The following is a 13,049-nucleotide window of genomic DNA, read 5'->3' on the forward strand; positions in this document are numbered from 1 at the left end:
AACCTGACCTCAGACCGCATACGATAGTCTGCGATCATCCGGAGAGCACTGTATGAAACAGTTTACCATCTCATACCAATTTGTGATATGAGATTCGGGATTCGATTTTAAAAACAGAAATATCCAAACCAGTAATCTTGTCTGTATGCAAACAGGCATAAACTTCGAAACCAATGGATAATAAAAAAATAGATAAAGAATTTGCCCCGTCGTCATGGGCGATCAACAACAGGACCATCATATATGTCGTTATCGCAATTTTCTTCTTCATGGGGCTATCGGCATACTACACCATGCCCCGGGAGAGTTTTCCTGAAATCAAGGAAACCAAGATATACATCAGCTCCCTGTATCCGGGCAACACTGCCGAAGATATAGAAAAGCTTATTACCGACCCGCTGGAAAAGGAATTGCGGAATGTGAGCAATGTGGTAGAGATCACTTCCACATCACAGGAAGACTATTCCATAATTACCGTAGAATTCGATGAAGACATCGCCGTAGATGCCGCCAAACAGAAAGTAAAGGACAAGGTGGATTCGGAAAAGGCCGATGAAGACTGGCCCACTTTCAACGGGGCTAAGGTAGAGCCCAATGTGTTTGACCTCAACTTTTCAGAAGAGGTCCCCATACTGAACGTCAATATAAAAGGGGACTACCCGGTAGAAAGACTAAAGGATTTTGCCGAATACCTGGAAGATGAAATAGAGACCCTGCAGGAGATAAAACAGGTGGATATCCGCGGGGCACAGGACAAGGAAGTAGAAGTTGCCGTGGACATTTATAAAATGATGGCGGCCAAGGTGAGTTTTGACGACGTCATAAACACCATTAACGGCGGAAATGCCACTATATCGGGAGGAAATCTCATAACCAGCGGGCAACGGAGGACCATCCGGGTACTCGGGGAGATCGAAGATCCGAAGGAATTACAGAACTTCGTCGTCAAATCGGAAGACGGGGCCATTTACCTGAGAGATATAGCCGAAATCTCTTTTAAGGAAGAAGACAGGACCACCTTTGCAAGGGAATTCGGGGAGAACGTGGTGATGCTCGACGTAAAAAAACGGGCAGGAAAAAACCTTATCGACGCTACACAAGGTATTTACAGCATTGTGGATGACACCCAGGAAAACTACCTCCCAAAAGATGTACAACTGTCCATCACAAACGACCAGTCTACACAGACCCTTAACCAGGTGGACGACCTGGTCAACAACATCATCTTCGGTGTGATACTCGTAGTAGGCGTTCTGATGTTCTTCCTGGGCTTCAGGAACGCACTGTTTGTCGGTTTTGCCATCCCCATGTCCATGCTGATGTCTTTTATGATCGCACAAACCCTGGGCTTTACCATGAACACCATGGTGCTCTTTGCCCTGGTAATGGGACTGGGAATGCTGGTGGATAACGGGATTGTACTGGTGGAGAACGTCTATCGCCTTATGGAAGAAGAAGGTATGAACCGGATAGAAGCCGCAAAAAAAGGTATCGGTGAAATCGCCCTTCCCATTATCGTTTCTACGGCCACTACGGTTGCGGCCTTTATCCCGCTGGGCATGTGGCCCGGTGTAATGGGTGAATTCATGATCTACTTCCCCATGACATTGTCCATTGTCCTCGGTTCCTCGCTTTTTGTGGCCATATTCATGAACTCCATGCTGGTCTCCAACTTTATGGAGATCACAAACCGGATACTTTCGAGAAAACAGCTCATCCGCCTCTCCGTTATACTGGGAGGACTGGGAATATTACTGATCTTCATGAAAGGGGCCGCCAGAGGTGTAGGTACGTTGATGATCGTAACGGCAGCTATGTTCTGGATATACAAATATTTTATTAAAAAACTGGCCAACCGCTTCCAAAGGGTATTCCTCATCTGGCTGGAAGATAAATACAAATCATTTCTGACCTTTGCCCTCCGCGGGTGGCATCCTTATGCCTTTGTGGGAGGTACCATACTGTTACTGTTCTTCTCTTTTGTACTGGTGGGAATTGCGGGGCCCAAGGTAGAGTTTTTCCCGGATAACAAACCCAACCAGATCATTGTCTATATAGAATATCCCCAGGGAACGGATATTGACAAGACCAATGCCATCACCAAAGAGATAGAACAGGACGTTTACAGCGTTTTGAATGCGCCCCGGTTTATGGATGGTGACTACAATTACATGGTAGAATCTGCCGTATCACAGGTCGGTGAAGGCGCCGGAAACCCGGAAACCGACGGAGGCTCTTCTGCAGAAATGCCCCATAAGGGGAAGGTTACGGTGACCCTCAGGGAGTTCAAATACCGTCGGGGACAGGACAGTGAAGAGCTGCGGAAAGATGTCCAGGAAAAACTGGCCGGAAAATATCCTGGTGTCAGTATTTCCGTTGAAAAAGATGCCGTTGGCCCGCCTGCCGGATATCCCATTAACATAGAGATCAAGGGTGAAGATTATGCAGAACTCGTACACACTGCCGAGCGTATGCGCGACTTTATCAACGAAAAAAGCATCAGCGGTATCGAAGAACTGAAAATTGACGTCAACCGCAACAAACCGGTAATGGAAGTCACGGTTGACCGGGAAAAAGCAGGGGAACTCGGGGTTTCTGCCGGACAGGTAGGTACGCAATTGCGAAGGGCCCTGTTTGGTGAAAAGGCCGGTGTTTATAAAAAAGAAGGCGAAGATTACGATATCAATGTTCGCTTTAATGAAGAAAACAGGTACAACACCAGCGCCCTGTTCAATCAAAAAGTAACTTTCAGGGATGCGGCTACTGGGCAAGTGAAGGAGATCCCGATTGCCGCAGTGGTAACCCGAAGGAACACGGCCTCCTTCAGTGCTATCAAACACAGGAACCTAAAACGCCTTGTAACCGTTTATTCGGCAGTGCTCCCCGGTTACAATGCCAACGAGATTGTGAGCCAGTTAAAATCGGAATTGAAAAATTTTGAACTTCCCGACAGGAATACTTCTTATGCCTTTACCGGGGAAATGGAAGAACAGGAAGAGAACATGAAATTCCTTCTCGGGGCACTGGCTTCCGGTTTGGGACTGATCATGTTACTGCTCATATTCCAGTTCGGTTCCATATCCAAACCGAGCATTATTATGCTGGCCATTTTCCTGAGCTTTATCGGGGTATTGTTCGGGCTGGTTATCTTTAACATGACCTTTGTTATCATCATGACCATGATGGGGATTATTTCCCTGGCCGGTATTGTGGTGAACAACGGGGTGGTATTGCTGGATTACACCCAGCTGCTCATTGACCGGAAGAAACACGAACTGAATATGCCGGAAAGCAGTGTACTTTCAAAAGATCATTTGATAGAATCTGTAGTAAACGGCGGGAAAGCACGTCTGCGTCCGGTAATATTAACGGCTATTACCACTGTATTAGGGCTTATCCCCCTGGCCATAGGACTCAACATAGATTTCTTCTCCCTGTTCTCGAACTGGGACCCGAAAATCTACCTGGGTGGTGACAATGTGATCTTCTGGGGCCCCCTCGCATGGACGGTAATTTTCGGACTGACCTTTGCTACCTTCCTTACACTGATCATTGTTCCGGTAACCTTTTATCTGGTGAGCCGTTTCAAGACGTGGTTGCTGGGTAAAAGAAAAAAGAACGGAAACAACAACGATATCCCGGAAGATACCGAACCTTCCCCTTCAGCATAATACGTAACATTAACCAAACAAAAAAACGGGACTGCGTTGGCAGTCCCGTTTTTATTTTGAATAAACTCAGGGATTATTTGTTCAATACAACAGGTCTGGCATTACCCCACTTGGTAACACTCACTATTTTACTGTTCTCAAAATTCACTTCATTGAGGTTCTCGGTTGTCCAGAAAAACCATTTTCCTACTTTTTTTCCTTCGTCATACTTCCCCGAAGCAACTTTGTTCCCTTCAATATCGTATGCTTTCCATTCGCCATGCAGTTTCCCATTTTTGTAAAACCCTTTTTGCGCAATTTCTCCGTTATCGTGGAAATAGGTCGCTTTTACCAGGTCTCCCTCTTTTTCCAGTACGGGTTTAACATCCGGTTCCTGGGCAAACAGGAATCCGCTGAACAATAAGGCTGCTATTAATGTTATATTTTTCATAGTTATGTTTTTTTTGAATAGATTTTTCCAACTTCGTCTATAACAAAGATAGTGAAAATATTTACATTAAAAAAACATTTACGTAACATTAAATTAACATTAAACAAATTAAACCCTAATAATCAGACATTTAATGATTATCTGAAGTATTCTTGCTTTATTAGCCTGCTGATAATCATTATATCCCGACTGAAACTATTCCACATTCTCGTTCAACGGAATGGGAAACTGTTGCCAGACATCATCTTCCGCCCGGTCTATCGGCAGTTCGTCCAGCCTGTTGTACCTTCTCATATCAATCCAGCGATGTCCTTCTCCGTAAAGCGAATACCTGCGTTGTTTTAAAATTTCGTCCAGTAATGCTTCCTGTCCCGTTCCCCCCGAATAATCCGGCAAACCAGCAGCGTTCCTCACCACATTAATCGCCGCCACGGCTTCTCCCGGATCTGACTGGTAATTGGCTTCGGCATATAATAAAACCAGTTCTTCATTCCTGATAATGGGAACGGGAGATACATTAGAGATATACACAAAGAAATCGTGGGTCCCCGTAAGGTTATCCAGCGTCAAAGATTCTTCCCTTTCCGTTACTTTAGCGGTCCTGTTATCTCCGGCCTCCGCATCTTCCAGAAAAGAAGGGTGTGCGATCCTTGCATTGGAAGCGGTAGAGTTTTGTGCAAAGAACATCGGGTTAAAGACATCGTTACCTTCGGCTGAAAACACGTAATAAACACCCGTGTCCAGACTTCCGTTCATATCAAAAAAGGAATCTTCCAGCAAACCTGCCACGGTTTGCATATCTCCCTGGTAGGCAGCAATTCTGGCAGCAATGGCCCTATTGAACATTAAGAAACCGGATGGTGAATCAAAACCGTCAAAACCACCCGATAACTGAAAAGGAAAAGCGCTTCCCGCCGAAGACAGATCGGTAGCGGCCGTTGACAATATTTCCTGAATGCCTGCCAGGCTTTCGTCATACCCTATTACAGGTCCCAGGTTATCCGGATCACTCATGTCTATCCGGATACCATTTTCATAAGTAAGGTTAAGGTTAAGCAGAAGTTCATAGGCACGGATGGTGTTTACAAAACCTCTTATACCGTTTTTTTGCGCATCGGTAATATCGGCAGTTGTTGTCTCTACAGCTTGCAGTACCACCAGGGCACTTTTAACAACCCTGTATCTTGCAGCCCAGGGATTTGTTGTATAAAAGGTATTATTGTCCAGTACGGCCGACCCTTTTCCGAGCAAATCGGAAGTAAAACGCGGGTCGGAAGTGGCAAAACGGTAATATTCCCTGCCAATGACCCCGCAATCGTCCAGGTAAGTACCAATGTTGGCACGCATACCGGACTGCATCCCTCCTATGAGGTCCTGGATATCGCCCAGTCCGGGGTCTTCCAGCAGGTTGTCCAGGTCGGGGCTGTTCAGGTTCGGATATTCTTCCACTTCGCAACTCATAAGACAAGTTGCCATAATAGCGGTCAGAAAAAATAGTTTATATATGGATTTCATGATCTTGATTTTTAGGTTAAAAGTCAACAGAGAGGTTAAACATATAGCGCCTGGAGGACGGGAAAGGGGTCACATCCACCCCCGTAGACAAGCCGTTACCTCCAAAGTTGGACACTTCGGGATCGTAGCTGTTATAATCGAAGAACGTTAACAGGTTGGTTCCTGTAAAGCCCAGCTTGATATGAGCTACATACCCGTCAAACCAGCGTTCCACAAGTTCGCCGGGGAAATTGTAATAGAGTCCCGCTTCCCGCAGTTTCAGGTACGAAGCGTCTTCCACAAAAACTTCTGCCGAGGTCCCTACCTGGCTGGCACGATATTCCCCGTTTGACAAGGTTCCGTCGGGATCGAGACCAAAATCGTCGTAGTCGTGTGTTGTTTTGCTCAGGTCGCTGAGCAGGGTGGTAAGGTTGATATTATCCCCGCCCTTTTTCCAGTGAAACAAAAATGACAGTTCAAGGCCTTTATACCTGAAGTTGTTATTAAAAGTCATCTGGAAGTCCGGTTCGGCATCCCCGAATTTAACCAGTCCGTCGGGGCTAATGCCGACAATCTGGGTAGCACTCTGTCCTTCCTCGATACGGAAAGTTCCCAGAGAAGCCCCGAAAGCCCCGAGGTTAAAGGCCGGCACGTTAAGTTCCGTAATCTCCGATTTGTTCTTAAAGAAGGTAACATCACTGTTCCACATAAAGTCCTCGCTTTCAAAGGGCCTTGTATTTAACGTGATCTCTATCCCGGTGTTTTTCAGGTTCCCGGCATTTCTCCACTCTGTTGTAAAACCGGAAGAAGGCTCCCTGTTGGTCTGAACCAGCAAGTCGTCAACCTTTTTATTGTACCAGGTAAACTCAAGACCGATCCGGTTATCCAGTAAACCCAGGTCAAATCCAAGTTCAAGCTCCTTTTGTCTTTCGGGTTCAATGTCCGGGTTCCCCAAAATGCCGTCCAGGATAATCCCGTTAACACTGGAGCCGCCAATTCCCCCTATCAACGTACTGTTAAAGGAGGTAAAGGGAGAGCCGAAAGCCGGGAAATTACCCGCTTCCCCGTAGGCCGCCCGTAACTTAAACTGGTTGACCTGCCCGAGATCCCAAAAACCAAATTCGTGCAGGTTGGCGGCCAGGGAGGCCTTGGGATAATAATACAACTTATTGGCATCCCCGTTGTTGGACGATTTATCCCCTCTTACCCCGACAGTGGCGATCAGTTTATCCTGAAAATTCACCTCTTCCTGTACAAAAAAACCGGAGTCTTCCTGTTTCAACCGAAACTGGGTCACCTGTTGTGAAGCAGCCTGATCTACATTGGTTTCGGAAGCGATGAGATCAGATGCGGAGATCAGATAAGTATTCCTGTCAAACATCTCCCGGGTAATACCGGCCTGGGTCCGGAAATTAATGTTGCTGTCCGTATTAAAATTGTGCACCAGGAAGGCAGAAAAGTTGATATTCTTATTTTGTGTCGATCCCTGTATGGACTGTCCGTTCACCCCGCTGTTAGATCTTTTTTCAAACTGTAGTTCCTTGGGGAAAATGGCCCGGGTATTCAGGTTATAGCTGTCAAGGCCTCCGCGGAGTATCAATTCCAGACCGGAATTGGTCTCCTTGTAAATATCGATGTTAGCCGACCCGCCCACAATAAAGCGGTTTACCTTTTCATTATTGGTCATCAGGGCAATGGTCTGCAAAGGGTTAGAGCCTCCGTAGGGGTTATCCGGATAGTTCCCTTCTTCGTCCGGTTGCAGTTTTGCCCAGGGCGGCAGGGAAGTAAGCGTAACCCCGATAGTCGACCCGGTATTGTCATTGTTAAAAAAACCGCGGTCGGCCGAGGAGTATATGTAATTGGAATTCAGGCTTAATTTTATCCTGTCAGATACCCTGTGATCCAGGTTAAGTCGCAGGGACACTCTTTCGTAACCCGTGTTTTTTACAATGCCCTTTTCGTTTTTGTGACTCATCCCCGCGTAGAAAGTTGTTTTCTCTCCCCCGCCGCTGGCACTGAAACCGGTGCTGCTGATAAAGCCCTTGTTATCAAATATCTCTTTTTCATAATCCACCAGGGTTCCGGCGTCACGGGCTTCGGCATAATCGGCATCCGCACCTTCCCCGAAGGCGTCAAGGGCGCGCTCCTCGTTCCAGTCCCTCAGCCCGAGCAAATTGATCACACTGTTGAACCCGAAGGATTGTGATAAATTAAACTGCGTCTTTCCCTGACGTCCCCTCTTGGTGGTAATGATAACCACCCCGGCAGCTGCCCGCGATCCGTAAATGGCTGCTGCGGAGGCCCCTTTTAATATTTCTACGTTCTTGATGTCGTTAGGGTCCAGGTCGGCAATACGGTTGGAGGCATTGTCCTGGTTGGAAGAAGAGCCCTGACCGGCAGCACCGGATACATCATTCAATCCTGCAGAGATGGATGAATTGTCAACATAAACACCATCAACGATATACAGCGGCTGGGAGTTCCCGAAAATGGAGGTTATCCCCCTCAATTTAACAGATAATCCTCCCCCCGGTGCTCCGGAGTTGGCACTCACCAGGGCCCCCGTAAATTTACCGGCAAGGGCGCCGTCCAGTGTTTGCGGCTGAGCAACACCCACCAGCTCTTCGGCAGAAATGGAAGACACAGCATTGGCAGCATTACTCCTTTTAATGGATGTGGCCAATCCCGTAACCACCACTTCTTCCAGTCCCGTAACATCTTGTTCCATAACGATGTTCAGGGTAGTTGCTCCACCGACTTGTTCTTCAACTGTGGTATATCCCAAACTCGAAAAAACAAGTGTTACAGGAAAACTATCCACACTAAGCTGAAAGTTTCCATCAAAATCAGTAACTGTCCCGGTAGTTGTGCCCTTAACAACCACGTTTACCCCCGGTAAAGGCAACTCCGATCCGGCTTCCTTCACGGTTCCGTTAATTTCTCCCTGTGCCATGGCTCCTACCGGGGCAAGGCATAGGAGGCACAAGGAAAATAATTTACATAATGTTGGTTTCATAATATGTTCTTTTTAAAGTTACATATAACCAAATTAGTGAAAATTTAACTTTTAAATTGAAATAAGTTAAATTTAAATATCATATAATTCACATAATAATATTGTTAACACGTGTTTTCTCATCATTAAAAATCACAAAGTCCTTCCCGCACAAAATCATATATCTTCTTACATTTGCATCCCGGGATTACAGCCAACCGGAAAAGCATGCAAAAAGGATATTATTCCGGTATATGCATGCCGTCCGTCTGCCCGGAAAAAGAATACTGGAGACATTAACTAATGAACAGACCATGTACAGAAGTCACACTTGCGGAGAACTGAGAAGTTCTCATATAAACAATGAAGTTACCCTCGCCGGCTGGGTACAAAAGGTACGCGACAAAGGTTTTATGATATGGATCGATATCCGCGACCGTTACGGTATCACCCAGCTTATTTTTGACGAAGACCGAACTCCCAAAGACGTTTTCGAAAAGGCAAAGACCCTGGGCAGGGAATTCGTTGTACAGGTAAGTGGTACGGTTATCGAAAGGGAATCCAAAAACAAGAACATTCCCACAGGAACTATCGAGATACTGGTGAAAGGCCTGGAGATCCTGAACACGGCTACCCTTCCCCCTTTTACCATAGAGGACAATACGGACGGCGGTGAGGACATCCGCATGAAATACCGCTACCTGGACATCCGCAGAAACCCGGTGAAGAACAAACTCATCTTCCGTCACCAGGTGGCCATGCAGGTGCGTAACTATCTTTCGCAACAAGGTTTTATTGAAGTGGAGACGCCTTACCTCATCAAGTCCACACCCGAAGGGGCACGCGATTTTGTGGTGCCTTCCCGTATGAATGAAGGGCAGTTCTACGCCCTTCCGCAATCGCCGCAGACCTTTAAGCAGTTGCTTATGGTTGGCGGAATGGACAGGTATTTCCAGATTGTAAAATGTTTCCGGGATGAAGATCTGAGGGCCGACAGGCAACCGGAATTTACCCAGATAGACTGCGAAATGACCTTTGTGAACCAGGAGGACATCCTTACGGTCTTCGAAAACATGACCAAACACCTTTTAAGGGAAATCAAAGGGGTGGAAACCGATAGCTTTCCGAGAATGTCCTATGCGGAAGCCATGCAAAAATACGGGAATGACAAACCGGACATCCGGTTCGGGATGGAGTTTGCCGAACTTAACGAACTGGCCAAGGGAAAAGGATTTAATGTCTTTGACGCCCAGGAACTGATAGCAGGTATTGCGGTACCGGGAGCGGCAGCATACACCCGGAAACAGATCGACGCCCTCATCGACTGGGTAAAACGCCCGCAGGTCGGGGCCAACGGGCTGGTTTGGGCCAAATACAATACAGACGGATCGCTCAAATCTTCGGTAGACAAGTTCTACTCGCAGGAAGACCTCTCACAATGGGCAGAAGCCACCGGGGCACAGCCCGGCGACCTTATCCTGGTCATGGCGGGGCCTACGGATAAAACAAGAACACAACTGAGTGCCCTCCGCATGGAAATGGCAGAACGCCTCGGATTGCGGAAACCTGACGAATTTGCACCGCTTTGGGTGGTGGACTTCCCTTTGCTGGAATGGGACGAGGAAACCGAACGTTACCATGCCATGCACCATCCGTTCACTTCCCCGAAACCGGAAGACATTGCCCTGCTGGACACCGACCCCGGTAAAGTAAGGGCCAATGCCTATGACCTGGTACTCAACGGCAACGAAATAGGCGGAGGTTCTGTCCGTATCCACAACGCACAGTTGCAAAGTAAGATGTTTGAACTGCTCGGTTTCACCAAAGAAGAGGCCGAAGCCCAGTTCGGGTTCCTTATGAATGCCTTCCGGTACGGCGCACCGCCCCATGCGGGTATCGCTTTCGGGTTTGACCGTCTGGTGGCCATTCTCGGCGGGCAGGAGATCATTCGCGACTTTATCGCTTTCCCGAAGAACAATGCCGGAAGGGACGTTATGATCAACGCACCTTCCCCTATAGCCGGGGAACAACTGGAGGAATTAAACCTGCAGCTGCGCCTCCCCGATCCTGCAAACGGGGCCTAATGTATTCCGGGGATGCTGACGCTGTTCTTTAAATTTTGGATTTGACATTCAATATTTTATACTATATTTGCACTTATTTAGAATTAATTTAAAGTAGCAGATGCAGAGTTACAGCGAAGATGCCGCCGGAACGCGCTTTGATCCCGCACATTGGGCCGTATTATGCAGCATGGAATGCAAAAAGAAAAAGAAATGCTGCAAAAAATATAAAAAGAAGGGCAAAACACATTGCAAAAGTTGCCCGAAATTATAGCCTATGTATACAAATCCCGTGCTGTATTAAATGTAACGGGATTTTTTATGGAGTTTAAAAAACGTAAAAAACTTGGATTAACCGTATTAATGTTTTTAATTTTGCGCTTTCCTGAGCTTTTAAGAACTCATAAACTGAATATTAATTCATAAGTTCTATTTTGGTGAAAACCGGTACTATGCCAAAGCACGAAAAATCATTACTCACCAGGTTTTTAATATGGCGCGCCAAGCACATTTCCCAACGTCACTTTATCATCATACTCAGCATACTTGTTGGTTTCACTTCCGGGATGGGAGCGGTGGTACTTAAAAACTTCACCCACTTTATACAGCACCTCCTGGAAAACAACCTGGTGCAATATTACCACCATGCCTTTTATTTTGTTTTTCCAATTATCGGGCTCACCATCACTTACCTTCTCATGAAGTATGTGATACGGCACCGGGTAAGCCACGGTATTCCGTCTACACTCTATGCCATTTCCAAGAGAAAGGGAATCATCCGCCGGTTCCAGATGATCGGCTCTGTCCTCACTGCTCCCGTAACCGTCGGTTTCGGAGGGTCCGTAGGGCTGGAAGGCCCCACTGTAGCCACCGGGGCGGCCATCAGTTCCAACATTGCAAGGTTCTTCCATATGAACCAGGCCAACCGTACACTGCTCATCAGCTGTGCTGCGGCGGGTGCACTTTCTTCCATTTTCAAGGCCCCCATTGCCGCCATTATCTTTGCCATCGAAGTGTTCAGCCTGGACCTTACCCTGGCCTCCATGCTCCCGCTTTTACTGGCTTCCATATCGGCAATTATCACTTCATACTTTTTCTTCGGTTCAGACAGTTTATTACCGTTTAAAATTGTAGACGCTTTTTCAATTAACGATGTGCCTTTCTTTATTGTCCTGGGAATGATCTCGGGGCTGGTATCCATTTACTTTGCCAAAGTGTACCACAAAACCCACAGTCTTTTCGATAAAATCAAATCGCCCGTAAACCAATTGCTCATAGGCGGCCTGGGCATCGGGTTACTGCTGTTTTTTATCCCTCCGCTCTACGGTGAGGGTTTTGACGTTATCAACAACCTTATCAAAGGCCACCCTGAAAAGGCCCTGACCAACAATTTCTTTAACCTGAGCCCGGACAATGTATGGACAGTGATCCTGCTCCTGGCCGGACTGATGTTCTTTAAGGTCATTGCCAGCTGTCTCACTTTTGGTGCCGGGGGCGTGGGCGGAATATTTGCCCCCACACTGTTTATGGGCAGCATTATGGGCAACTGTGTAGCCAAGATCATCAATGTACTCGGGCTGGGAAACCCTGCGGTTTCCGAAAGTAATTTTACCCTGGTGGGTATGGCGGGCCTTATGGCCGGGGTGCTCCACGCACCGCTCACGGCCATCTTCCTTATCGCGGAACTTACGGGAGGATATGAACTCTTTATCCCGCTTATGATCACATCGGCCATCTCTTTTGCCATCACCAAATATTTTATTTCCCATTCGGTCTATACCATGGAGCTGGCCCGCAAAGGAGAACTTATTACCCACAATAAGGACCAGGCTATCCTTACCCTGATGGACATAGGCAGGGTCATCGAAAAAAACTTTATTCCCGTATATCCCGACATGACCCTGGGAGACATGGTGCACAATGCCGTGATCAAATCCAACCGGAACATCTTTCCCGTACTGAACAAAAAAGACGACTCCCTGGCCGGGGTTATCCTGCTGGATGATATTCGTCCCATCATGTTTGACCAGTCGCTCTACAAGGAAGTCAAGGTCTCCGATGTTATGCACGACCCTCCTGCCATTATCCGCCTGGAAAAGGATAATATGACCCAAGTCATGAAAAAATTCCAGGACAGCGGGGCCTGGAACCTGCCTGTGGTTAAAGACAATATGTATGTCGGTTTTATATCAAAATCAAAACTGCTCACGGCCTACCGGCGCAAACTCATATCCTTCACGGCACGCTGAACATAAAAAATCTTACCGCCCCTGTCTTTGGCATCGGTAATAAAAGGTGTATTTTTGCATAAAGCTTTAATGAACAATGTTATGGCCATCGTCGACTGACTTCCCTGTTGCGCTCGGAGTGGCCCGACCTTTAGTAACCCATACATC

The 13,049-nt window shown here is 47.1% G+C and carries 6 protein-coding genes; 3 read left to right on the plus strand and 3 right to left on the minus strand.

Translation table 11 applies throughout. From position 1 onward, the window contains the following. The first annotated feature begins 173 nt into the window (after positions 1-173). A complete protein-coding gene (locus LS482_RS05135) occupies positions 174-3,671 on the plus strand; it encodes an efflux RND transporter permease subunit (protein WP_233030678.1) in 3,498 nt (1,165 codons plus the stop codon). A gap of 73 nt (positions 3,672-3,744) precedes the next feature. Here the strand turns inward: LS482_RS05135 and LS482_RS05140 are convergent, their stop codons facing one another. From LS482_RS05140 to LS482_RS05150, 3 genes are all read right to left on the minus strand, one after another. Continuing rightward, positions 3,745-4,101, minus strand: a complete 357-nt coding sequence (locus tag LS482_RS05140; protein ID WP_233030679.1) for a toxin-antitoxin system YwqK family antitoxin — start codon at positions 4,099-4,101, stop codon at positions 3,745-3,747. A 195-nt stretch (positions 4,102-4,296) separates the two neighbouring features. Further along, complete coding sequence (locus tag LS482_RS05145; protein ID WP_233030680.1) at positions 4,297-5,616, minus strand: RagB/SusD family nutrient uptake outer membrane protein; 1,320 nt, start codon at positions 5,614-5,616, stop codon at positions 4,297-4,299. A 16-nt stretch (positions 5,617-5,632) separates the two neighbouring features. Next, positions 5,633-8,611, minus strand: coding sequence for a SusC/RagA family TonB-linked outer membrane protein (locus LS482_RS05150; RefSeq protein ID WP_233030681.1), 2,979 nt, complete (start codon positions 8,609-8,611; stop codon positions 5,633-5,635). Between the two features lie 293 nt (positions 8,612-8,904). Here LS482_RS05150 and aspS point away from each other — a divergent pair, with 293 nt between their 5' ends. Both aspS and LS482_RS05160 read left to right on the plus strand, forming a co-directional pair. Next, complete coding sequence (aspS, locus tag LS482_RS05155) at positions 8,905-10,674, plus strand: aspartate--tRNA ligase (RefSeq protein WP_233031798.1); 1,770 nt, start codon at positions 8,905-8,907, stop codon at positions 10,672-10,674. A 431-nt stretch (positions 10,675-11,105) separates the two neighbouring features. Further along, positions 11,106-12,902, plus strand: coding sequence for a chloride channel protein (locus LS482_RS05160; RefSeq protein WP_233030682.1), 1,797 nt, complete (start codon positions 11,106-11,108; stop codon positions 12,900-12,902). Positions 12,903-13,049: the final 147 nt, after the last annotated feature.

Origin of the sequence: Sinomicrobium kalidii (assembly GCF_021183825.1) — a bacterium.
GTDB lineage: Bacteria > Bacteroidota > Bacteroidia > Flavobacteriales > Flavobacteriaceae > Sinomicrobium > Sinomicrobium kalidii.

What these genes read in the sequence shown, in the direction of transcription:
- LS482_RS05160 (WP_233030682.1), top strand. Translation starts at nt 11,106, where the DNA reads ATGCCAAAGCACGAAAAATCATTACTCACCAGGTTTTTAATATGGCGC.
- aspS (WP_233031798.1), top strand. Translation starts at nt 8,905, where the DNA reads ATGTACAGAAGTCACACTTGCGGAGAACTGAGAAGTTCTCATATAAAC.
- LS482_RS05145 (WP_233030680.1), bottom strand. Translation starts at nt 5,616, where the DNA reads ATGAAATCCATATATAAACTATTTTTTCTGACCGCTATTATGGCAACT.
- LS482_RS05135 (WP_233030678.1), top strand. Translation starts at nt 174, where the DNA reads ATGGATAATAAAAAAATAGATAAAGAATTTGCCCCGTCGTCATGGGCG.
- LS482_RS05140 (WP_233030679.1), bottom strand. Translation starts at nt 4,101, where the DNA reads ATGAAAAATATAACATTAATAGCAGCCTTATTGTTCAGCGGATTCCTG.
- LS482_RS05150 (WP_233030681.1), bottom strand. Translation starts at nt 8,611, where the DNA reads ATGAAACCAACATTATGTAAATTATTTTCCTTGTGCCTCCTATGCCTT.